20 protein-coding genes, 1 tRNA gene and 1 rRNA gene are annotated in these 21,882 nt (G+C 55.2%); 14 read left to right on the forward strand and 8 right to left on the reverse strand.

Annotation, left to right across the window (positions count from 1 at the left end):
- The 8 genes from lpxA (at window position 1) to tilS (ending at window position 11,059) form a co-directional block, all read left to right on the forward strand.
- Window positions 1–789, forward strand: a complete 789-nt coding sequence (gene lpxA, locus IB212_RS04175; protein ID WP_041911189.1) for an acyl-ACP--UDP-N-acetylglucosamine O-acyltransferase — start codon at window positions 1–3, stop codon at window positions 787–789.
- Window positions 789–1,937 carry a lipid-A-disaccharide synthase gene (gene lpxB, locus IB212_RS04180; RefSeq protein WP_041911188.1) on the forward strand — a complete coding sequence of 383 codons (1,149 nt, stop codon included), beginning with the start codon at window positions 789–791 and terminating at the stop codon, window positions 1,935–1,937. Before lpxA ends, lpxB begins: the two co-directional genes overlap by 1 nt.
- Window positions 1,934–2,530, forward strand: coding sequence for a ribonuclease HII (gene rnhB / locus IB212_RS04185; protein WP_028015588.1), 597 nt, complete (start codon window positions 1,934–1,936; stop codon window positions 2,528–2,530). Before lpxB ends, rnhB begins: the two co-directional genes overlap by 4 nt.
- A 38-nt stretch (window positions 2,531–2,568) precedes the next feature.
- Window positions 2,569–6,051: a DNA polymerase III subunit alpha gene (gene dnaE, locus IB212_RS04190; protein WP_041911187.1), complete on the forward strand. Its 3,483-nt coding sequence runs from the start codon at window positions 2,569–2,571 to the stop codon at window positions 6,049–6,051.
- A 12-nt stretch (window positions 6,052–6,063) separates the two neighbouring features.
- Window positions 6,064–7,023, forward strand: a complete 960-nt coding sequence (gene accA / locus IB212_RS04195; RefSeq protein ID WP_041911186.1) for an acetyl-CoA carboxylase carboxyl transferase subunit alpha — start codon at window positions 6,064–6,066, stop codon at window positions 7,021–7,023.
- Window positions 7,024–7,123: 100 nt separating this feature from the next.
- The gene (locus IB212_RS04200; RefSeq protein ID WP_041911185.1) at window positions 7,124–9,256 is read left to right on the forward strand and encodes a lysine decarboxylase LdcC; all 2,133 of its coding nucleotides are present in this window, start codon (window positions 7,124–7,126) and stop codon (window positions 9,254–9,256) included.
- Window positions 9,257–9,321: 65 nt separating this feature from the next.
- Entirely contained in the window at window positions 9,322–9,711 is a 390-nt protein-coding gene (locus tag IB212_RS04205) for a VOC family protein (protein ID WP_028015591.1), read from the forward strand.
- 58 nt (window positions 9,712–9,769) lie between these two features.
- Window positions 9,770–11,059 (forward strand): tRNA lysidine(34) synthetase TilS, encoded by a 1,290-nt coding sequence (tilS, locus tag IB212_RS04210; protein ID WP_188245739.1) that lies wholly within the window; start codon window positions 9,770–9,772, stop codon window positions 11,057–11,059.
- Window positions 11,060–11,087: 28 nt separating this feature from the next.
- Here tilS and rof read toward each other — a convergent pair whose 3' ends face one another.
- Both rof and IB212_RS04220 read right to left on the reverse strand, forming a co-directional pair.
- Window positions 11,088–11,348: a Rho-binding antiterminator gene (gene rof, locus IB212_RS04215; RefSeq protein WP_041911183.1), complete on the reverse strand. Its 261-nt coding sequence runs from the start codon at window positions 11,346–11,348 to the stop codon at window positions 11,088–11,090.
- Window positions 11,335–11,535, reverse strand: coding sequence for a YaeP family protein (locus IB212_RS04220; RefSeq protein ID WP_008501889.1), 201 nt, complete (start codon window positions 11,533–11,535; stop codon window positions 11,335–11,337). Before IB212_RS04220 ends, rof begins: the two co-directional genes overlap by 14 nt.
- A 196-nt stretch (window positions 11,536–11,731) precedes the next feature.
- Here IB212_RS04220 and IB212_RS04225 point away from each other — a divergent pair, with 196 nt between their 5' ends.
- The 3 genes from IB212_RS04225 to nlpE are packed head-to-tail and all read left to right on the forward strand — an operon-like array spanning window position 11,732 to window position 13,429.
- Window positions 11,732–12,277, forward strand: coding sequence for a YaeQ family protein (locus IB212_RS04225; RefSeq protein WP_041911182.1), 546 nt, complete (start codon window positions 11,732–11,734; stop codon window positions 12,275–12,277).
- Window positions 12,274–12,696 (forward strand): alternative ribosome rescue aminoacyl-tRNA hydrolase ArfB, encoded by a 423-nt coding sequence (arfB, locus tag IB212_RS04230; protein WP_028015595.1) that lies wholly within the window; start codon window positions 12,274–12,276, stop codon window positions 12,694–12,696. Before IB212_RS04225 ends, arfB begins: the two co-directional genes overlap by 4 nt.
- A 34-nt stretch (window positions 12,697–12,730) precedes the next feature.
- The gene (gene nlpE / locus IB212_RS04235; protein WP_041911181.1) at window positions 12,731–13,429 is read left to right on the forward strand and encodes an envelope stress response activation lipoprotein NlpE; all 699 of its coding nucleotides are present in this window, start codon (window positions 12,731–12,733) and stop codon (window positions 13,427–13,429) included.
- Between the two features lie 47 nt (window positions 13,430–13,476).
- Here the strand turns inward: nlpE and proS are convergent, their stop codons facing one another.
- From proS to metN, 6 genes are all read right to left on the reverse strand, one after another.
- Complete coding sequence (gene proS, locus IB212_RS04240; RefSeq protein WP_041911180.1) at window positions 13,477–15,195, reverse strand: proline--tRNA ligase; 1,719 nt, start codon at window positions 15,193–15,195, stop codon at window positions 13,477–13,479.
- A gap of 112 nt (window positions 15,196–15,307) precedes the next feature.
- Window positions 15,308–16,015: a tRNA (N6-threonylcarbamoyladenosine(37)-N6)-methyltransferase TrmO gene (gene tsaA / locus IB212_RS04245; RefSeq protein ID WP_041911179.1), complete on the reverse strand. Its 708-nt coding sequence runs from the start codon at window positions 16,013–16,015 to the stop codon at window positions 15,308–15,310.
- On the reverse strand, window positions 16,012–16,416 hold the full coding sequence (gene rcsF / locus IB212_RS04250) for an Rcs stress response system protein RcsF (RefSeq protein ID WP_008501883.1): 405 nt from the start codon (window positions 16,414–16,416) through the stop codon (window positions 16,012–16,014). Before rcsF ends, tsaA begins: the two co-directional genes overlap by 4 nt.
- A gap of 106 nt (window positions 16,417–16,522) precedes the next feature.
- Window positions 16,523–17,338, reverse strand: coding sequence for a methionine ABC transporter substrate-binding lipoprotein MetQ (metQ, locus tag IB212_RS04255; RefSeq protein ID WP_014168729.1), 816 nt, complete (start codon window positions 17,336–17,338; stop codon window positions 16,523–16,525).
- A 40-nt stretch (window positions 17,339–17,378) separates the two neighbouring features.
- On the reverse strand, window positions 17,379–18,032 hold the full coding sequence (locus tag IB212_RS04260) for a methionine ABC transporter permease MetI (protein ID WP_003856130.1): 654 nt from the start codon (window positions 18,030–18,032) through the stop codon (window positions 17,379–17,381).
- The gene (metN, locus tag IB212_RS04265) at window positions 18,025–19,056 is read right to left on the reverse strand and encodes a methionine ABC transporter ATP-binding protein MetN (RefSeq protein ID WP_028015600.1); all 1,032 of its coding nucleotides are present in this window, start codon (window positions 19,054–19,056) and stop codon (window positions 18,025–18,027) included. Before metN ends, IB212_RS04260 begins: the two co-directional genes overlap by 8 nt.
- Window positions 19,057–19,244: 188 nt before the next feature.
- Here metN and gmhB point away from each other — a divergent pair, with 188 nt between their 5' ends.
- The 3 genes from gmhB (at window position 19,245) to IB212_RS04280 (ending at window position 21,866) form a co-directional block, all read left to right on the forward strand.
- On the forward strand, window positions 19,245–19,811 hold the full coding sequence (gmhB, locus tag IB212_RS04270; protein WP_028015601.1) for a D-glycero-beta-D-manno-heptose 1,7-bisphosphate 7-phosphatase: 567 nt from the start codon (window positions 19,245–19,247) through the stop codon (window positions 19,809–19,811).
- A gap of 368 nt (window positions 19,812–20,179) precedes the next feature.
- A 16S ribosomal RNA gene (locus tag IB212_RS04275) occupies window positions 20,180–21,719 on the forward strand.
- Between the two features lie 70 nt (window positions 21,720–21,789).
- Window positions 21,790–21,866 (forward strand) — tRNA-Ile (locus IB212_RS04280).
- The last annotated feature ends 16 nt before the right edge of the window (window positions 21,867–21,882 follow it).

Here is a 21,882-nt window from a genome sequence, read left to right on the forward strand (position 1 = left end):
GTGATTGATAAATCCGCCTTTATTCATCCTACCGCTATTGTGGAAACCGGTGCCATTATTGGCGCAAACGTCCACATTGGCCCGTTCTGTATTGTTGGACCCCATGTCGAAATTGGTGAGGGTACAGTACTGAAATCTCACGTTGTCGTGAATGGTCACACGACCATTGGCTGCAATAACGAGATCTATCAGTTCGCTTCCATCGGCGAAGTTAACCAGGATCTGAAATATGCTGGTGAGTCGACCCGTCTGGAAATTGGCGATCGTAACCGTATTCGCGAAAGCGTCACCATTCATCGTGGAACAGTGCAGGGTGGTGGGTTGACGAAGGTGGGCAGCGACAACCTGTTCATGGTGAATGCGCACATTGCGCACGACTGTGCCGTGGGCGATCGCTGTATTCTTGCCAACAACGCAACGCTGGCAGGACACGTATCGGTTGATGACTTCGCAATTATTGGCGGCATGACCGCAGTCCATCAGTTCTGCATCATTGGTGCACACGTGATGGTCGGCGGATGCTCCGGTGTGGCGCAGGACGTCCCGCCGTATGTGATTGCGCAGGGCAACCATGCCACGCCGTTTGGCGTGAACATCGAAGGCCTCAAGCGTCGTGGCTTTAGCCGCGAAGCGATTACTGCTATCCGCAACGCGTACAAACTGCTGTACCGTAGCGGTAAAACGCTGGAAGAGGCGAAGCCGGAAATTGCCGAGCTGGCGAATAAGCATCCTGAAGTGAACGCGTTCATGGAGTTCTTTGACCGTTCCACGAGGGGTCTGATTCGTTAATGGTCGACAGTCGTCCGCTTACGATAGCCCTGGTCGCCGGAGAAACCTCCGGCGATATTCTTGGTGCAGGTCTCATCCGGGCGCTTAAGGCGCGCGTACCCAATGCTCGCTTTGTTGGCGTGGCTGGCCCGCTGATGCAGGCCGAAGGCTGTGAAGCCTGGTATGAAATGGAAGAGCTGGCCGTGATGGGCATCGTCGAGGTGCTGGGGCGCCTGCGACGCCTGCTGCATATTCGTGCCGATCTCACCCGCCGCTTTACCGAACTCAAGCCCGATGTGTTTGTCGGTATCGATGCACCTGATTTCAACATTACCCTCGAAGGTAATCTGAAAAAGCAGGGCATCAAAACCATTCACTATGTCAGTCCGTCCGTCTGGGCGTGGCGACAGAAACGCGTTTTCAAAATCGGACGGTCCACCAATCTGGTGCTGGCTTTCCTGCCTTTCGAAAAAGCGTTTTACGACAGATTTAATGTTCCGTGCCGTTTTATCGGTCATACCATGGCGGATGCGATGCCGCTGGATCCGGATAAAAACGCGGCGCGAGACGTGCTGGGTATCCCGCATGATGTGCACTGTCTGGCGTTGCTGCCGGGCAGCCGTGGCGCAGAGGTCGAGATGCTGAGCGCTGATTTCCTGAAGACCGCGCAGATTCTTCGCCAGACCTGGCCCGATCTTGAAGTGGTTGTGCCGCTGGTGAATGCTAAACGCCGCGAGCAGTTCGAGCGTATCAAAGCCGACGTTGCCCCGGATCTTCACGTTCGTCTTCTCGACGGGAAAGGGCGGGAAGCCATGTATGCAAGCGATGCCGCACTGCTGGCTTCCGGCACGGCAGCGCTGGAGTGTATGCTGGCGAAATGCCCGATGGTGGTCGGTTATCGCATGAAGCCGTTTACCTTCTGGCTGGCAAAACGTCTGGTGAAAACGGATTATGTCTCCCTGCCAAACCTGCTTGCCGGGCGCGAGCTGGTGAAAGAACTGTTGCAGGATGAGTGCCAGCCGCAGGCGCTTGCGGATGCCCTGCTGCCGCTGCTGGCCAACGGCAAGACCAGCCACCAGATGCACGATACTTTCCGTGAACTGCATCAGCAGATCCGCTGTAATGCTGATGAGCAGGCGGCTGATGCAGTGCTGGAGTTAGCAAAATGATGGAATTTACTTATCCCCACACGCACCTCGTTGCCGGAGTGGATGAAGTCGGGCGCGGCCCGTTGGTCGGTGCCGTGGTGACCGCGGCGGTGATCCTCGATCCAACGCGCCCGATTATGGGTCTGAACGACTCAAAAAAACTCAGTGAGAAACGCCGCCTGGCGCTGTTCGATGAAATTAAAGAGAAGGCGCTGGCGTGGAGCGTCGGGCGCGCAGAGCCGAATGAAATCGACGATCTGAATATTCTGCACGCCACGATGCTGGCAATGCAGCGAGCCGTTGCTGGCCTGAAGGTTGTGCCTGAATATGTGCTGATCGACGGTAACCGTTGCCCGGCGCTGCCGATGCCTTCGATGGCCGTCGTTAAAGGCGACAGCCGCGTCGCAGAGATCAGTGCAGCGTCTATTATTGCCAAAGTGACGCGCGACGCCGAAATGGCCGCGCTGGACCTCACTTATCCCGCGTATGGTTTCGCCCAGCATAAGGGATATCCAACGGCTTTCCATCTGGAAAAGCTGGCTGAACATGGCGCAACTGAACATCATCGGCGCAGCTTTGGCCCGGTGAAGCGCGCGCTGGGACTGGTGTCCTGAATCAAGACGCAAGCAATTAAGTAACGCGGGATCTGAAGATGGCTGAACCACGTTTCGTACACCTGCGGGTGCATAGCGACTACTCCATGATCGATGGGCTGGCAAAGACCGGGCCGCTGGTAAAAAAGGCGGCCTCGCTTGGCATGCCTGCGCTGGCGATCACCGATTTTACCAACCTGTGCGGCCTGGTTAAGTTCTACGGGACGGCGCATGGCGCGGGGATGAAGCCTATCGTCGGTGCGGATTTCCATGTGCAGAGCGATCTCATCGGCGATGAACTGACGCAAATCTCCGTGTTGGCTATGAACAATACGGGTTACCAAAACCTCACTCTGCTTATCTCAAAAGCCTATCAGCGCGGTTATGGGGCGCTGGGTCCGTGGATTGACAGGGAATGGCTGGCTGAGCTGAACGAAGGGCTGCTGCTGATCTCCGGCGGCCGCATGGGCGATGTCGGTAAATCCCTGCTGCGCGGTAACAGCGCGCTGGTGGATCAGTGCGTCTCGTTCTATGAAGAGTACTTCCCGAATCGTTACTATCTGGAGCTGATTCGCACCGGCCGCCAGGATGAAGAGAACTATCTGCACGCTGCTGTCGCGCTGGCAGAAGAGCGCGGCTTGCCCGTGGTAGCAACGAATGACGTGCGTTTCCTGGAGTCCGGCGATTTTGATGCGCATGAAATTCGCGTCGCTATCCACGATGGCTTCACCCTCGACGATCCAAAGCGTCCGCGGAACTACTCATCGCAGCAGTATATGCGCAGCGAAGAGGAGATGTGCGAGCTCTTCTCCGACATTCCGGAAGCGCTGGAAAACAGCGTAGAGATTGCCAAGCGCTGTAACGTGACCGTGCGCCTCGGCGAATACTTCCTGCCGCAGTTCCCGACCGGGGACATGACCACGGAAGATTTCCTGGTCATGAAATCGAAAGAAGGTCTGGAAGAGCGTCTCGAATTCCTGTTCCCGGATGAAGAAGAGCGTAAAAAACGTCGTCCGGAGTATGACGAACGCCTGGATATTGAACTCCAGGTGATTAACCAGATGGGCTTCCCGGGCTACTTCCTCATTGTAATGGAGTTTATCCAGTGGTCGAAGGATAACGGCGTGCCGGTAGGTCCGGGCCGTGGCTCGGGTGCGGGCTCACTGGTGGCGTATGCGCTGAAAATCACCGACCTCGATCCGCTGGAGTTTGACCTGCTGTTCGAACGTTTCCTTAACCCGGAACGTGTCTCCATGCCCGACTTCGACGTCGACTTCTGCATGGAAAAACGCGACCAGGTGATTGAGCACGTGGCCGATATGTACGGCCGTGACGCGGTTTCGCAGATCATTACCTTCGGTACCATGGCGGCGAAAGCGGTTATTCGCGACGTGGGCCGCGTGCTGGGCCACCCGTACGGTTTTGTCGATCGTATTTCAAAGCTGGTGCCGCCCGATCCGGGCATGACGCTGGCAAAAGCCTTTGAAGCTGAACCTCAGCTGCCGGAAATCTACGAAGCTGATGAAGAGGTAAAAGCGCTGATCGACATGGCGCGTAAGCTTGAAGGCGTGACGCGTAACGCCGGTAAGCATGCGGGGGGCGTGGTTATCGCCCCGACCAAAATCACCGACTTTGCGCCGCTCTACTGCGACGAAGCGGGCCAGCACCCGGTCACCCAGTTCGATAAAAACGACGTGGAATACGCCGGGCTGGTGAAGTTCGACTTCCTCGGCCTGCGTACGCTGACCATCATCAACTGGGCGCTGGAGATGATCAACGCCCGCCGCGAGAAGAACGGCGAGCCGCCGCTGGATATCGCGGCCATCCCGCTGGATGACAAGAAAAGTTTCGACATGCTGCAGCGCTCGGAGACGACAGCCGTCTTCCAGCTTGAATCCCGCGGCATGAAAGATCTGATTAAGCGCCTGCAGCCCGACTGCTTCGAAGATATGATCGCGCTGGTGGCCCTGTTCCGTCCGGGTCCGCTGCAGTCAGGGATGGTGGATAACTTTATCGACCGTAAACACGGGCGCGAAGAGATTTCCTACCCGGACGTGCAGTGGCAGCATGAAAGCCTGAAACCGGTGCTGGAGCCGACCTACGGCATCATCCTGTATCAGGAACAGGTCATGCAGATCGCCCAGGTGCTTTCCGGCTATACCCTTGGCGGCGCGGACATGCTGCGTCGTGCGATGGGTAAGAAAAAGCCGGAAGAGATGGCCAAGCAGCGCTCCATCTTTGAAGATGGGGCGAAGAAAAACGGCGTCGATGGCGAACTGGCGATGAAAATCTTCGACCTGGTGGAGAAATTCGCCGGGTACGGATTTAACAAATCTCACTCCGCCGCCTATGCTTTGGTTTCGTATCAAACGCTGTGGCTCAAGGCCCACTATCCCGCTGAGTTTATGGCGGCGGTAATGACCGCCGATATGGACAACACTGAGAAGGTGGTTGGCCTGGTGGACGAGTGCTGGCGCATGGGGCTGAAGATCCTGCCGCCGGATATTAACTCGGGTCTGTACCATTTCCACGTTAACGATGACGGGGAGATCGTCTACGGGATCGGCGCGATCAAAGGCGTGGGTGAGGGGCCGATCGAGGCGATCATCGAAGCGCGTAATAACGGTGGCTACTTCCGTGAGCTGTTCGATCTGTGCGCCCGTACCGATACCAAAAAACTGAACCGCCGCGTGCTGGAAAAACTGATCATGTCCGGCGCGTTTGACAGGCTGGGGCCACACCGTGCCGCGCTGATGAACTCGCTCGGCGATGCGTTGAAGGCGGCCGATCAGCATGCAAAAGCGGAAGCCATTGGCCAGGCGGATATGTTCGGCGTGCTGGCGGAAGAGCCAGAGCAGATCGAGCAGTCCTATTCCAACTGCCAGCCGTGGCCAGAACAGGTAGTACTGGATGGAGAGCGGGAAACGTTAGGTCTGTACCTGACGGGGCACCCGATCAACCAGTATCTTAAAGAAATTGAGCGCTATGTCGGCGGCCACAGGCTTAAAGACATGCATCCGACAGAACGTGGTAAAATCACCACGGCTGCGGGGCTCGTGATTGCTGCAAGGGTAATGGTCACCAAGCGCGGCAATCGTATCGGCATCTGTACGTTAGATGACCGTTCCGGGCGTCTGGAGGTGATGCTGTTCACCGACGCGCTGGATAAATACCAGCAATTGCTGGAAAAAGACCGCATACTTATCGTCAGCGGACAGGTCAGCTTTGATGACTTCAGCGGGGGGCTTAAAATGACCGCCCGCGAAGTGATGGACATTGACGAAGCCCGGGAAAAATATGCTCGCGGGCTTGCTATCTCGCTGACGGACAGGCAAATTGATGACCAGCTTTTAAACCGACTCCGTCAGTCTCTGGAACCCCACCGCTCGGGGACCATTCCAGTACATCTCTACTATCAGAGGGCGGATGCACGTGCGCGGTTGCGCTTTGGTGCAACGTGGCGTGTCTCTCCGAGCGATCGTTTACTGAACGATCTCCGTGGCCTCATTGGTTCGGAGCAGGTGGAACTGGAGTTTGACTAATACAGGAATACTATGAGTCTGAATTTCCTTGATTTCGAACAGCCGATTGCTGAGCTGGAAGCGAAAATCGATTCTCTGACAGCGGTAAGCCGTCAGGATGAAAAACTGGATATTAACATCGACGAAGAAGTGCATCGTCTGCGCGAAAAAAGCGTAGAGCTGACGCGCAAAATCTTTGCCGATCTCGGCGCATGGCAGATCGCGCAGCTGGCGCGTCATCCACAGCGTCCGTACACCCTGGATTATGTCCGCCTGGCGTTTGACGAATTTGACGAACTGGCAGGCGACCGCGCATACGCTGACGATAAAGCTATCGTCGGCGGTATCGCGCGTCTGGATGGACGTCCGGTGATGATCATTGGTCACCAGAAAGGCCGTGAAACCAAAGAGAAGATCCGTCGTAACTTCGGTATGCCAGCACCAGAAGGCTACCGTAAGGCCCTGCGTCTGATGGAGATGGCTGAGCGTTTCAGTATGCCAATCATCACCTTCATCGACACGCCGGGTGCATACCCAGGCGTAGGCGCGGAAGAGCGCGGCCAGTCTGAAGCTATCGCACGCAACCTGCGCGAGATGTCTCGCCTGAAGGTTCCGGTCATCTGTACCGTTATCGGTGAGGGTGGTTCCGGCGGCGCGCTGGCGATTGGCGTGGGCGATAAAGTGAATATGCTGCAGTACAGCACCTATTCCGTTATCTCCCCGGAAGGCTGTGCGTCCATTCTGTGGAAAAGCGCCGACAAAGCGCCGCTGGCTGCTGAAGCGATGGGCATCATTGCGCCGCGTCTGAAAGAGCTGAAGCTGATCGACACCGTTATCCCGGAGCCTCTGGGCGGCGCGCATCGTAAGCCGGAAGTGATGGCTGCTTCCCTGAAAGCACAGCTGCTGGCCGACCTGACCGATCTGGACGTCCTGAGCAAAGAAGACCTGCTTAACCGTCGTTACCAGCGTCTGATGACCTACGGTTACGCGTAAGCTTCACAATTATCTGAAAAGCCGCACATTGTTGCGGCTTTTTTTATACCTGCCGTTTACCTTAACTATGCTTATCTGATGTTTTTCAAGGAGGTAAACCATGAACATCATCGCCATCATGGGGCCACACGGCGTCTTTTATAAAGACGAGCCCATCAAGGAGCTGGAGCAAGCTCTTAAAGCACGCGGATATCAGCTGATCTGGCCGCAAAACAGCGCCGATCTGCTGAAATTCATCGAACATAATCCGCGCATCTGTGGCGTGATATTCGACTGGGACGAATACGACATGGAGCTGTGCAGCGAGATCAACAGGTTGAATGAATACCTTCCGCTCTACGCCTTTATCAACACACACTCGACCATGGACGTCAGCGCGCACGATATGCGCATGGCGCTGTGGTTCTTCGAATACTCGCTCGGCGTGGCCGAGGACATTGCGACCCGCATTCAGCAGTACACCGGTGAATACCTGGATAACATCACGCCGCCGTTTACGCGCGCGCTGTTCACCTATGTGAAAGAGGGGAAATACACCTTCTGTACGCCGGGACACATGGCCGGAACGGCCTATCAAAAAAGCCCGGTGGGGTGCCTGTTCTATGATTTCTTCGGCGGCAACACCCTGAAAGCAGACGTGTCGATTTCAGTGACAGAACTGGGTTCTCTGCTGGATCACACCGGCCCACATCTTGAAGCTGAAGAGTATATCGCCCGCACCTTTGGCGCCGAGCAGAGCTATATGGTGACCAACGGCACCTCGACCTCGAACAAAATCGTCGGGATGTACGCCGCGCCAACCGGAAGCACGTTGCTGATTGACCGTAACTGCCATAAATCGTTGGCGCACCTGCTGATGATGAGCGACGTCGTCCCGATCTGGCTGTCACCCACGCGTAACGCGCTCGGTATCCTCGGCGGCATTCCGCGCCGGGAGTTCACGCACCAGGCCATCGAAAGTAAGGTTGCGGCGATCCCCGACGCAAGCTGGCCTGTCCATGCGGTAATCACCAACTCCACTTATGACGGTCTGCTGTATAACACGAACTGGATCAAAAAGACTTTGGACGTGCCGTCGATCCACTTCGATTCCGCGTGGGTGCCGTACACCAATTTCCACCCGATTTACGCGGGTAAAAGCGGCATGAGCGGCGAGCGCGTGCCGGGCAAGGTCTTTTTCGAAACGCAGTCGACGCACAAAATGCTGGCCGCGTTTTCGCAGGCTTCGTTAATCCATATTAAAGGCGAGTACGATGAGGATACGTTTAACGAAGCCTTTATGATGCACACCACCACCTCACCGAGCTATCCGCTGGTGGCCTCTATCGAGACGGCGGCGGCGATGCTGCGCGGCAATCCGGGTAAACGCCTGATTAACCGCTCGGTGGAACGGGCGCTGCATTTCCGTAAAGAGGTCCAGCGGCTGAAGGATGAGGCCGACGGCTGGTTCTTCGATATCTGGCAGCCGGAAGAGATCGACGAGGCGGAGTGCTGGCCCGTCGCGCCGGGAGAGAGCTGGCACGGCTTCCGGGATGCCGATGCAGACCACATGTTTCTCGATCCCGTGAAGGTGACGATCCTGACGCCGGGCATGGACGAACAGGGCGTGATGGGCGAGGAGGGGATCCCTGCTGCACTGGTAGCGAAGTTCCTTGACGAGCGCGGTGTGGTGGTGGAAAAAACCGGTCCTTACAATCTGCTGTTCCTGTTCAGCATCGGGATCGATAAAACACGGGCGATGGGTTTGCTCCGCGGGCTGATGGAGTTCAAGCGCGCCTATGATCTCAACCTGCGGGTGAAGAACATGCTGCCGGATCTCTACGCGGAAGATCCTGACTTTTACCGCAACATGCGCATTCAGGATCTGGCCCAGGGGATCCACCGGCTGATCCGCCAGCACGATCTGCCGCGCCTGATGCTCCAGGCGTTTGACGTCCTGCCTGACATGAAGCTGACGCCGCACAAAGCCTGGCAGCGGCAGGTGAAAGGCGAAGTCGAAACCGTTGAGCTGGAAAATCTGGTCGGGCGGGTATCGGCCAACATGATCCTGCCGTATCCGCCGGGCGTGCCGCTGCTGATGCCGGGTGAGATGATCACCGAGGAGAGCCGGGCGGTGCTCGATTTTCTGCTGATGCTCTGTTCGGTAGGACGTCACTATCCAGGCTTTGAAACGGATATCCACGGCGCGAAACGCGATGAAAACGGCGTGTACTGGGTGCGAGTCCTAAAATAAAGGTGACCGCTTGCCAGGTGTGGGTTTTCGGTTGTAACGTTCAGGCATCATAAAAAGGAGAAGCTATGCTGGGTTTAAAAGCGGTTCACCATATTGCGATCATCGCCACCGATTATGCGAAAAGTAAGGCCTTCTACTGCGACATTCTTGGTTTTACGCTCATGAGCGAGGCCTACCGCGAGGAGCGTGACTCCTGGAAGGGCGATCTCGCGCTAAACGGGCAGTATGTGATTGAGCTGTTCTCTTTTCCTTTCCCGCCTTCGCGTCCGTCCCGTCCGGAAGCCTGCGGACTGCGTCATCTGGCTTTCAGCGTTGATGACCTTGATAGCGCAGTAAAACACCTGGAAGCGCACGGCGTGACGTGCGAGGCGATTCGCGTCGATCCGTTTACCGATAAGCGTTTCACCTTTTTCAACGATCCGGACGGCCTGCCGCTGGAGCTTTACCAGCAGTAATGTTTGTCCTGTGTGATAATGCCCGCTCAGTTCGGGCATTTTTTATGTGTAATTTCCTATGACCTTACCCGCTATCGCACAAGCCGTTTCACCGTACCGCCAGCTGCTGGTGGGGTTTAGCGGTGGCCTGGATTCCACCGTGTTGCTACATCGCCTTAAGCTCTGGCGCGACCGGGACACTGGCGTCCAGCTTCGGGCTATACATATCCACCACGGACTAAGCCGTCATGCAGAGGATTGGGTGGCGCACTGTGAAGCCTTGTGTGAGGCGTGGGCTATCCCGCTCATCGTTGAGCGCGTCACGCTTGCTGATGAAGGATTGGGTATTGAGGCGCAGGCGCGTAAAGCCCGCTATACCGCTTTTGCAGGCGTATTGCTGCCCGGCGAAGCGCTGGTCACTGCGCAGCATCTGGACGATCAGTGCGAAACTTTTTTGCTGGCGCTTAAGCGTGGCAGCGGACCCGCGGGGCTTTCCGCCATGCCGGCACGTTCTGATTTTGCCGGAACGCAATTATTGCGTCCGTTGCTTGGCGAGACACGCGCGTCGCTGGAAGCCTGGGCGCGGGAACATCAGCTGAGCTGGATCGAAGATGAGAGCAACCAGGACGATAGCTACGATCGTAACTTCCTGCGTCTGCGCGTCCTCCCGCTTTTAAGCGAGCGCTGGCCGCATTTCGCCGACGCGACGGCAAGAAGCGCCATGCTGTGTGCCGAACAGGAAAGCCTGCTGGATGAGTTACTCAGCGAGGAGCTGTCTGACCTCATTTCAGAAGACGGAGCGCTGGCAATTGCGCCTCTGGAGGCGATAAGCCCGGCGCGTCGGGCCGCGCTGTTACGTCGCTGGCTCGCCACTCATCATGCTGCGATGCCGTCGCGGGCAATGCTGAGCCGTATCTGGGACGAAGTCGCGCAGGCGCGGGAAGATGCTTCCCCCTGCGTACACCTCAGCGGATATGAGGTCAGACGCTATAAAGGCAAACTCTGGTGGGTAAAATACTCCCCCTCGCTGACCGATGTGGTGCTTCACTGGACCTCACCAGAGGCACCGCTGATATTGCCCCGTGACGCGGGGAGTGTCTCTCTGATGCCGACTGGGCATGTGCGTCTGCCAAAGCCCGGAGAACCCGTCAGCGTGCGCTTTAAGGCTGGCGGCTTGCTGCATATCGTCGGACGCAACGGGGGACGGAAGCTGAAAAAGATATGGCAGGAGTACAACGTGCCGCCGTGGCTACGCGACACCACGCCGCTGCTGTTCTACGGTGAAACGCTGATTGCTGCTGCAGGGGTTTTCATCACGGAAGAGGGGTGGACAGAAGAGGGGGCCAGCTTCGAGTGGCGGAAAGCGTAACGGGCAGCCCGGCTGCCCGTTAGTGTCATCAGGATTCGCTCACCACTACGGTGCCGATTTGCGGGTGGCTGAAGCTGGCTATTTTGTCCAGACGCAGCTCGCGCGTCGCACCGGCATCTTCCACGATCAGGTATTCCACATTCTTGCGTGAAAGCAGATCGCTGGCCTTCGCCTTCAACACTTCGCCATCTTTTAGCTCCAGCGTCAGTATTAAATGATGCTGGCAGGCGAGTTCGAGGTTGTCATAGTCATCACAATTGATGGGTTGATAAGTATCATTCATCGACATAATCGCTCACCAGTAAATTCGCCGCAGCATACGCTGCTTTTTCCCTGACCGACTCTGAAAGGCTCTCATCAGAGGCCACTTCATTAAGCACTTTCAATACACAGCCCAACGCATCCGGGACATACCCCAGATCTCCGCTGGCGATTTCCGCATACCGTTTGCGAATTAACTCACAATAATTATTCACATCCCCTCCCGCCAGCGCACTGACTTACTGTGAGATATCATTAAGCCTACGAAGATAAACTCGGTTTAGCAAGGTGACTATACCATACTCATTTAAGCAATATCAGCGCCTTGATAGCGGTGTATTTATTACTCGGTAACAGCCTTTTGCCTCCGTTTTCGCTACAATGTGCGGCTGATTCGAATGGAGTTCTCTCATGGCGCTGAAAGCGACAATTTATAAAGCAGTGATCAACGTGGCCGATCTTGATCGCAACCAGTTTCTGGACGCATCGCTTACGCTGGCACGCCACCCCTCCGAAACACAGGAGCGTATGATGCTGCGCCTGCTGGCGTGGATTAAGTATGCTGATGAACGTCTGCAGTTTACCCGTGGGTTAAGTGCGGAAGACGAGCCTGAAGCCTGGCTGCGCAACGACCATCTGGGGATCGATTTATGGATTGAACTCGGTCTGCCGGACGAGCGCAGGATTAAGAAGGCGTGTACTCAGTCTGCGGAAGTGGCGTTATTCGCCTATAACCAGCGCGCGGCGGAGATTTGGTGGCAGCAAAATAAGAATAAATGCGCGCAGTTTAAAAATCTCGTCGTCTGGTATCTGGATGATGAACAGCTGGCGCAGCTGAGCGAGTTCGCCAGCCGGACGATGGCGCTGCAGGCAACGATCCAGGACGGAGCCATCTGGCTTTCTGACTCTCAGAATAATCTGGAAATTCATCTGACAGCCTGGCAGCCTGCGTCATGATCGTCTTGTCCCGAAGCGTCAGCATCCCTGATAGCGAGCTGGAGATCGCCGCCATCCGTGCTCAGGGCGCGGGCGGACAGCACGTCAACAAGGCGTCGACGGCTATCCATTTGCGTTTTGACATTCGGGCATCAAGCCTGCCAGAGTATTATAAAGAAAGCCTGCTTGCCGCCAGCCATCATCTGATCACCAGCGATGGCGTGATTGTGATCAAAGCCCAGGAGTATCGCAGCCAGGAATTAAACCGGGAGGCGGCGCTAGCCAGGCTGGTGGCGGTCATCAAAGAGTTAACGGCAGTACAAAAAAGCCGCCGGGCAACACGGCCAACCCGCGCATCGAAAGAGCGTCGGCTGTCCTCGAAAGCCCAAAAATCCACAGTGAAAGCATTGCGCGGTAAAGTTCGTCGCCCGATGGAGTGACGAAAGGGAACACAATTTTCATAAGGAATTCATTGTGAAAAAAGCATTATTTTCAGCGCTGGCAGTGAGTACATTGTTTGCGCTTTTCGGGTGTAACAACCGTTCTGAAACGCAGGTTTTGCAGCCAGCGCAGAATGAAGAGTTAAAGCCAATGCAGCAGAGCTGGCGCGGCGTATTGCCTTGCGCGGACTGCGAAGGCATTGAAACGTCACTGTTCCTGCAAAAAGACGGTACCTGGGTGATGAACCAACGCTACCAGGGCGCGAAAGAACCCTCTTCATTTGCCACCTACGGGACATGGGCGCGTACGGCGGAGAAGCTGGTCCTGACAGATACCACCGGTGACAAAACCTGGTTCCGCCCTAAAGGTGAGAACATGGAAATGCTCGACCGGGAAGGCAATCCGATTGAATCCCAGCTCAACTACACGCTGACGCCGGTGAAAGCGTCGCTGCCAGCCACGCCAATGGCGATGCGGGGGATGTATTTCTATATGGCGGATGCGGCGATCTTTACTGACTGCGCTACCGGTAAGAAAGTCAGCGTGGCAAACAATGCGCAGCTTGAACGTGATTACGCCGTGGCGCGCGGCAATGACAGCAAGCCGGTATTGCTGACGGTTGACGGCCACTTTACGCTGGAGCCAAACCCGGATAGCGGGGAGATGGTGAAAACGCTGGTGGCAGATAAAGACGCGAAGTTTGCCGCGGGTAAAGACTGTAACAGTAAATAATTTGACGTTGAGCCATTAAAAAACCCCGCCAGAGCGGGGTTTTTTGTTTAGCCTTTGACGGCTTTCACCAGGTAATCAAGAATATCGCCGGTCTTGATCATCTGTTTTTCGCCGCTGCGACGGTATTTGTATTCAATCTCATCGCTGTCGAGGTTACGGTCGCCGATGACGACGGTGTGCGGGATACCGATCAGTTCCATATCGGCAAACATCACGCCCGGACGCTCTTTACGGTCATCCATCAGCACTTCGATACCCTGAGCGCGCAGCTCGGCATACAGCTTCTCGGCCAGCTCCTGCACGCGGTAAGACTTGTGCATGTTCATTGGCAGAATGGCCACCTGGAACGGCGCGATATTGTCCGGCCAGACGATGCCGCGCTCGTCGTAGTTCTGCTCGATGGCCGCAGCCACCACGCGCGTTACCCCGATACCGTAGCAGCCCATGGTCAGGATCTGGTTACGGCCATCTTCACCCTGAACGGCGGCGTTCAGCGCACGAGAGTATTTATCACCCAGCTGGAAGATGTGGCCCACTTCGATACCGCGCTTGATCATCAGCGTACCCTGGCCGTCCGGGCTTGGGTCGCCTGCAACCACGTTACGGATGTCTGCCACTTCTGGCGTCGCTACGTCGCGATCCCAGTTGATGCCGAAGTAATGTTTACCGTCGATGTTAGCACCCGCGGAGAAGTCGCTCATTGCAGCAACCGTGCGGTCAATAACGACAGGAACCGGCATATTCACCGGACCGAGAGAGCCTGGGCCGGCATTCACGACGGCGCGGATTTCCGCTTCCGTGGCGAACGTCAGCGGGCTGGCGACCTGCGGCAGCTTTTCGGCTTTCACTTCGTTCAGTTCATGATCGCCACGCACCAGCAGGGCAACCAGCGGGTAAGCGCTGCCTTCGGTGGATTTCACCAGCAGCGTTTTCACGGTTTTTTCGACTGGCAGACTGAACTGCTCGACCAGCTCGGCGATGGTTTTCGCATTTGGCGTATCAACCAGCGTCATCTCTTGCGTTGCCGCGCCGCGAGGTTCTTTTGGTGCCAGCGCTTCTGCAAATTCGATGTTCGCCGCGTAGTCTGAAGAGTCAGAGAAGATCACATCGTCTTCACCGCTCTGCGCCAGAACCTGGAACTCATGGGACGCGCTACCGCCGATGGAGCCGGTATCAGCCTGCACAGCGCGGAAATCCAGACCCATGCGGGAGAAGATTTTGCTGTAAGCCTCGTACATTTTGTCGTAGGTCTCTTGCAGCGATTCCTGTGACGTATGGAAAGAGTAGGCATCTTTCATCAGGAATTCGCGAGAGCGCATCACGCCGAAACGTGGGCGCACTTCGTCACGGAACTTGGTCTGGATCTGGAAGAAGTTCAGCGGCAGCTGTTTGTAAGAGCTCAGCTCATTACGAATCAGATCGGTAATGACTTCTTCATGCGTTGGACCGAGAACGAATGGACGCTCGCCGCGATCGACGAAGCGCAGCAGTTCTGGGCCATATTGCTCCCAACGACCGCTCTCCTGCCACAGGTCAGCGGGCTGAACCACGGGCATGGACACCTCGATAGCACCGGCGTTGTTCATCTCTTCACGCACGATGTTTTCGACTTTTTTCAGGACGCGCACGCCGGTCGGCAGCCAGGTGTATAACCCGGAGGCCAGCTTGCGGATCATCCCGGCGCGCAGCATCAGCTGATGGCTGATCACTTCGGCGTCGGCAGGTGTCTCCTTCAGAGTGGAGAGCAGATATTGGCTAGTACGCATGTTGTTACGGTTCCATTTCGACGATTGGAACAGGCTGAAACGCCAGCCTGACACAAAAAAAGTGGTTTAGTTTACCAGTGTGGCAAAGATGCCAAAAGAGAGGAGAACAAAATTACCTGGGTTCAAGGGCAAACACTTCGAAACCTGCCCCAGTGACGCGCCAGCGCACGTTAAAATCCAGCAGCCAGACGGCGTACGTCTTTCCTGCTTCCTCTTCTTTACGGTAGGCCGGACGGGGGTCCTGTGCCAGAACTTCAGTGATGAAATGCCGTAAGCGAGGATAGCGTTTCTCCAGCTGACTCAGCTGTAAGGCTATCTCAGGCGTAAACGAGACTGGCATATCCGCCTGCGGTGCGTCCTGAGCGTAGCTTGCACGCGCATTCGGGAGGGATTCGGCGAAAGGCAAATAGGGTTTAATGTCGATAACCGGCGTGCCGTCAACCAGGTCCAGGCTGCCCAGCTCAAGGATGACCTGATCCTTCTGGCAACGTATGCCTTTCAGTTCAACCAGCGACATCCCGATCGGATTGGGGCGGAAGGTCGAACGAGTCGCAAACACGCCCATTCTCGCATTTCCGCCCAGGCGCGGGGGACGCACGGTGGGACGCCAGCCGCCTTCCATTGTCTGGTGAAAAACAAATACCACCCATAAGTGACTGAAAGACTCGAGCCCGCGTACCGCATCGGCCTGGTTATAAGGTGCCTGAAGATGAAGCTCGCCGCTGCCGCTGGTGACCAGACCGGGCTGGCGGGGCACGGCGAACTTCTCTTTATACGGAGAGTGGATAACGCCTATTTGCTCAAACTGAAATGCACTCATTTCGCCGTAATGTTCAGCGCAGAACCGATGCAAACCGCCTGACGGTAGCAGCCCGGCGTGCCGCTGGTGACTTCGCAGCTGTGCAGCAGCACCGCGTTAGCTTTCATTTTTGCGGCGTTAATCTGCATGCGTTTACGCGCAGTCGGGATATTCGGTGGAGAGTCCTGATTGGTTGCCTGACAGGATTCACCGCTCACTTCACCCAGTTCACGGAACGGTTTGCCGACCAGTTCGTCAGCCTTGGTGATAATGCGAACCGGCGCAGGGCGAACCACTTTCGGTTTTGCAGGCTCTGTTTTTGGCGGGGTTGCCGTGCTTTGAACGGGTTCAACAGGAGATCTGCTTAGCATAGAACAGCCGCTCAGCATGAGTGCTAAAAGACAGATCGGTAAAGCACGCATAATAATTCCTCAATGGATAATCAAAACGTCAGATATTGAATCAGGTGACTGCACAAATGACAAGACGGGCATAAGCCCGTCCTGATGATATTACACTGAGGTGAGATTACCAGCCTTTAACAGCGCCGCCGTTAAACACTTTGTTGGCTTCCTGGTAAACTTCGTCTGACTGATAGGCCTGGACGAACTTCTTCACGTTTTCCGCGTCTTTGTTATCTTCGCGAGTCACGATCAGGTTAACGTACGGAGAGTCTTTATCTTCAACGAAGATACCGTCTTTCGCTGGCGTCAGGCCAATCTGGCTGGCGTAAGTGGTGTTGATAACGGCCAGGGCAATCTGCGCATCGTCCAGAGAACGCGGCAGCTGCGGTGCTTCCAGTTCAACAATTTTCAGATTTTTCGGGTTCTCGGTGACATCCAGAACGGTTGGCAGCAGGCCAACGCCGTCTTTCAGTTTGATCAGGCCCACTTTCTGCAGCAGCAGCAGGGAGCGTCCGAGGTTGGTTGGATCGTTAGGCACGGCTACCTGAGAACCCGGCTGCAGTTCGTCCAGCGATTTAATTTTCTTGGAGTAGCCTGCAATCGGGTAGACGAAGGTGTTACCCACGCCAACCAGCTTATAGCCGCGATCTTTGATCTGCTGATCCAGGTATGGCTTATGCTGGAAGGCGTTGGCGTCGATATCGCCTTTGCTCAGCGCTTCGTTCGGCAGAACGTAATCGTTGAAGGTTACGAGCTCAACGTCCAGCCCGTATTTTTCTTTCGCCACTTTCTGAGCAACTTCAGCAACCTGCTGTTCTGCACCTACGATAACGCCCACTTTAATATGGTTTGGATCTTTTTCGTCCTGACCGCAACCCACCAGTGCCAGAGATCCAATCAGCGCGCCTACTGCTGCAAAGGTCTTTAATTTAAACGCCATGTTTTATCCTTAACTCATCGAGTTTGTGTTGTGTGTAACGTTATTTGTGCGTAACAGCCCGGACGATGCGATCGCCAGAGAACTGGATTAAGTAAACCAGAACAACCAGCAATACCAGAACGGTATTCATCACGGTAGCGTTATATCCAATATAGCCGTACTGATAACCAATCTGCCCTAAACCGCCAGCGCCAACTGCACCGCCCATCGCGGAATACCCTACCAGAGTAATAAGCGTAATCGTTGCCGCGTTCACCAGGCCCGGCAGTGCTTCAGGCAGCAGAACCTTGCGGACGATCTGCATAGGTGTTGCCCCCATTGCACGAGAAGCTTCAATCAAACCGGTTGGGATCTCCAGCAGGGCGTTCTCCACCATACGGGCGATAAACGGCGCAGCGCCTACGGTCAGCGGAACGATAGCCGCCTGCAGACCAATCGATGTGCCGACGATCACGCGGGTAAACGGAATCATCCACACCAGCAGAATAATAAACGGGATGGAACGGAAGATATTCACCAGCGCGGAGAGCGTACGGTAGAGCTTCGCGTTCTCAATGATTTGACCCGGACGCGTCACGTACAGCAGTACGCCTACCGGCAGGCCAATCACAAAACCAAAGAAACCCGATACAAAGGTCATTGCCAGCGTTTCCCAAACGCCGCGAACCAGTAGCCACATCATCGGCTCAGACATAACCCAGTACCTCTACTTTTACATGATGTTCTTGCAGCCAGGCGATTGCGGCCTGGGTTTCTTCTTGAGTGCCGTGCATTTCCGTCAGCATGATGCCGAACTTCACGCCACCGGCGTAATCCATCTGCGCGCTAATAATGTTGTTGTTCACGTTAAAGCGACGCGCGGTTTCGGAAAGCAGAGGGGCATCAACGGACTGACCGGTGAATTCCATACGCAACATCGGGACGCTGTCCGCCGTTGCCTCGGTTTTCAAACGCTCCAGATAATCTTCTGGAATATCCAGATGCAGCGTGGACTGAATAAACTGCTGCGCCAGCGGCGTTTTCGGATGGGAAAATACTTCGCTTACCGTGTCCTGCTCGATCAGTTCACCGTTGCTAATGACCGCCACGCAGTCGCAGATGCGTTTCACCACGTCCATCTCGTGCGTAATAAGGAGGATCGTCAGGCCCAGGCGACGGTTAATGTCCTTCAGCAGTTCCAGAATAGAACGCGTGGTGGCCGGATCCAGTGCGCTGGTAGCTTCGTCGCACAGGAGTACTTTTGGGTTGCTGGCCAGCGCGCGGGCAATAGCAACACGCTGCTTCTGCCCACCGGACAGATTTGCCGGGTAGCTATCATGCTTATCACCCAGACCCACGAGGTCGAGCAGTTCGGTAACGCGACGCTTCACTTCTTCTTTCGGCGTGTTATCCAGCTCCAGCGGTAAGGCGACGTTGCCGAACACCGTGCGGGAAGCCAGCAGGTTAAAGTGCTGGAAGATCATGCCAATTTGACGGCGCGCTTTGGTGAGTTCTTTTTCTGAAAGGGCGGTAAGTTCCTGACCGCCAACTTCTACGCTGCCCTGGGTTGGGCGCTCAAGCAGGTTAACACAACGGATCAGCGTGCTTTTACCCGCACCCGATGCGCCAATGACGCCATAAATTTGACCAGCAGGAACATGCAGGCTGACGTTGTTCAGCGCCTGAATGGTTCGGTTCCCCTGCTGGAACACTTTGGTGATATTGGAAAGTTTAATCATTAGATTATTTTTATCGTATGTAAGTTAGCCGTGGCATTTTCTTCTGCCAGATACGGGTGATGACCGTAAACAAAACGGATGTTAAGGCATCCAGACGTCTAAATCAATCCAACTCTGTACGATGAGCACTTTATTGCGCTGCGATTCATGAGATACTAGCTCAACAGGCCTTTTTCAGGAGCAAACCGGTGGCAAAATCAGTACCCGCAATTTTTCTCGACCGTGATGGCACGATTAATGTGGATCACGGTTATGTGCATGAGATCGATGAATTCGAATTTATCGACGGCGTTATAGAGGCAATGCGCCAGCTAAAAGAGATGGGCTATGCGCTGGTGGTCGTAACGAACCAGTCCGGCATCGCGCGCGGTAAGTTCACCGAAGCGCAGTTTGAGACGCTGACGGAGTGGATGGACTGGTCGCTGGCCGATCGCGGGGTCGATCTTGATGGCATTTACTACTGCCCGCACCACCCGCAGGGAACGGTAGAAGAGTATCGTCAGACCTGCGACTGCCGTAAACCGCATCCGGGCATGTTTAACTCTGCGCAGGAGTTCTTGCACATTGATATGGCTGCTTCTTATATGGTGGGCGATAAGCTGGAAGATATGCAGGCGGCCGCAGCGGCGGGAGTGGGTACCAAAATATTAGTGCGTACCGGTAAGCCCGTAACACCAGAAGCAGAAAGTGCAGCGGATTGGGTGATTAATAGTCTGGCAGAGCTTCCAAAAGAGATAAAAAAGCATCAGAAATAGCCTTTTTGGCGAAAAGGTGAGCGGTCGAAATAAAAATGCATATTTCCGCTTGTCATTCCTCGGCAGCTCCCTATAATGCGCCTCCATCGACACGGCGGATGTGAATCACTTCACAGTTAACCCGGTCGGCTGAAGAGAAAAAATCCTGAAATAACGGGTTGACTCTGAAAGAGGAAAGCGTAATATACGCCACCTCGCAACGGTGAGCGAAAGCCGCGTTGCACTGCTCTTTAACAATTTATCAGACAATCTGTGTGGGCACTCAAAGTGACATGGATTCTTAATGTCTTCGGACAATAAATGAATACCAAGTCTCTGAGTGAACATGCGTAATTCATTACGAAGTTTAATTCACGAGCATCAAACTTAAATTGAAGAGTTTGATCATGGCTCAGATTGAACGCTGGCGGCAGGCCTAACACATGCAAGTCGAACGGTAGCACAGAGAGCTTGCTCTCGGGTGACGAGTGGCGGACGGGTGAGTAATGTCTGGGAAACTGCCTGATGGAGGGGGATAACTACTGGAAACGGTAGCTAATACCGCATAACGTCGCAAGACCAAAGAGGGGGACCTTCGGGCCTCTTGCCATCAGATGTGCCCAGATGGGATTAGCTAGTAGGTGGGGTAACGGCTCACCTAGGCGACGATCCCTAGCTGGTCTGAGAGGATGACCAGCCACACTGGAACTGAGACACGGTCCAGACTCCTACGGGAGGCAGCAGTGGGGAATATTGCACAATGGGCGCAAGCCTGATGCAGCCATGCCGCGTGTATGAAGAAGGCCTTCGGGTTGTAAAGTACTTTCAGCGGGGAGGAAGGCGATAAGGTTAATAACCTTGTCGATTGACGTTACCCGCAGAAGAAGCACCGGCTAACTCCGTGCCAGCAGCCGCGGTAATACGGAGGGTGCAAGCGTTAATCGGAATTACTGGGCGTAAAGCGCACGCAGGCGGTCTGTCAAGTCGGATGTGAAATCCCCGGGCTCAACCTGGGAACTGCATTCGAAACTGGCAGGCTAGAGTCTTGTAGAGGGGGGTAGAATTCCAGGTGTAGCGGTGAAATGCGTAGAGATCTGGAGGAATACCGGTGGCGAAGGCGGCCCCCTGGACAAAGACTGACGCTCAGGTGCGAAAGCGTGGGGAGCAAACAGGATTAGATACCCTGGTAGTCCACGCCGTAAACGATGTCGACTTGGAGGTTGTGCCCTTGAGGCGTGGCTTCCGGAGCTAACGCGTTAAGTCGACCGCCTGGGGAGTACGGCCGCAAGGTTAAAACTCAAATGAATTGACGGGGGCCCGCACAAGCGGTGGAGCATGTGGTTTAATTCGATGCAACGCGAAGAACCTTACCTACTCTTGACATCCAGAGAACTTAGCAGAGATGCTTTGGTGCCTTCGGGAACTCTGAGACAGGTGCTGCATGGCTGTCGTCAGCTCGTGTTGTGAAATGTTGGGTTAAGTCCCGCAACGAGCGCAACCCTTATCCTTTGTTGCCAGCGGTTAGGCCGGGAACTCAAAGGAGACTGCCAGTGATAAACTGGAGGAAGGTGGGGATGACGTCAAGTCATCATGGCCCTTACGAGTAGGGCTACACACGTGCTACAATGGCGCATACAAAGAGAAGCGACCTCGCGAGAGCAAGCGGACCTCATAAAGTGCGTCGTAGTCCGGATTGGAGTCTGCAACTCGACTCCATGAAGTCGGAATCGCTAGTAATCGTGGATCAGAATGCCACGGTGAATACGTTCCCGGGCCTTGTACACACCGCCCGTCACACCATGGGAGTGGGTTGCAAAAGAAGTAGGTAGCTTAACCTTCGGGAGGGCGCTTACCACTTTGTGATTCATGACTGGGGTGAAGTCGTAACAAGGTAACCGTAGGGGAACCTGCGGTTGGATCACCTCCTTACCTTAAAGAACCTGCCTTTGCAGTGCTCACACAGATTGTCTGATGAAAAACAGCAGTAAAAAACCTCTACAGGCTTGTAGCTCAGGTGGTTAGAGCGCACCCCTGATAAGGGTGAGGTCGGTGGTTCAAGTCCACTCAGGCCTACCAAATTTGCGAAGCAAAT

The organism is Enterobacter sp. E12 (genome assembly GCF_014596715.2).
Lineage (GTDB): Bacteria > Pseudomonadota > Gammaproteobacteria > Enterobacterales > Enterobacteriaceae > Enterobacter > Enterobacter bugandensis.

Excerpts from the sequence above, each read along its gene's own strand:
- lpxB (WP_041911188.1), top strand. The coding sequence starts at position 789 with ATGGTCGACAGTCGTCCGCTTACGATAGCCCTGGTCGCCGGAGAAACC.
- rnhB (WP_028015588.1), top strand. The coding sequence starts at position 1,934 with ATGATGGAATTTACTTATCCCCACACGCACCTCGTTGCCGGAGTGGAT.
- dnaE (WP_041911187.1), top strand. The coding sequence starts at position 2,569 with ATGGCTGAACCACGTTTCGTACACCTGCGGGTGCATAGCGACTACTCC.
- accA (WP_041911186.1), top strand. The coding sequence starts at position 6,064 with ATGAGTCTGAATTTCCTTGATTTCGAACAGCCGATTGCTGAGCTGGAA.
- IB212_RS04200 (WP_041911185.1), top strand. The coding sequence starts at position 7,124 with ATGAACATCATCGCCATCATGGGGCCACACGGCGTCTTTTATAAAGAC.
- IB212_RS04205 (WP_028015591.1), top strand. The coding sequence starts at position 9,322 with ATGCTGGGTTTAAAAGCGGTTCACCATATTGCGATCATCGCCACCGAT.
- tilS (WP_188245739.1), top strand. The coding sequence starts at position 9,770 with ATGACCTTACCCGCTATCGCACAAGCCGTTTCACCGTACCGCCAGCTG.
- rof (WP_041911183.1), bottom strand. The coding sequence starts at position 11,348 with ATGTCGATGAATGATACTTATCAACCCATCAATTGTGATGACTATGAC.
- IB212_RS04225 (WP_041911182.1), top strand. The coding sequence starts at position 11,732 with ATGGCGCTGAAAGCGACAATTTATAAAGCAGTGATCAACGTGGCCGAT.
- arfB (WP_028015595.1), top strand. The coding sequence starts at position 12,274 with ATGATCGTCTTGTCCCGAAGCGTCAGCATCCCTGATAGCGAGCTGGAG.
- proS (WP_041911180.1), bottom strand. The coding sequence starts at position 15,195 with ATGCGTACTAGCCAATATCTGCTCTCCACTCTGAAGGAGACACCTGCC.
- tsaA (WP_041911179.1), bottom strand. The coding sequence starts at position 16,015 with ATGAGTGCATTTCAGTTTGAGCAAATAGGCGTTATCCACTCTCCGTAT.
- rcsF (WP_008501883.1), bottom strand. The coding sequence starts at position 16,416 with ATGCGTGCTTTACCGATCTGTCTTTTAGCACTCATGCTGAGCGGCTGT.
- metQ (WP_014168729.1), bottom strand. The coding sequence starts at position 17,338 with ATGGCGTTTAAATTAAAGACCTTTGCAGCAGTAGGCGCGCTGATTGGA.
- IB212_RS04260 (WP_003856130.1), bottom strand. The coding sequence starts at position 18,032 with ATGTCTGAGCCGATGATGTGGCTACTGGTTCGCGGCGTTTGGGAAACG.
- metN (WP_028015600.1), bottom strand. The coding sequence starts at position 19,056 with ATGATTAAACTTTCCAATATCACCAAAGTGTTCCAGCAGGGGAACCGA.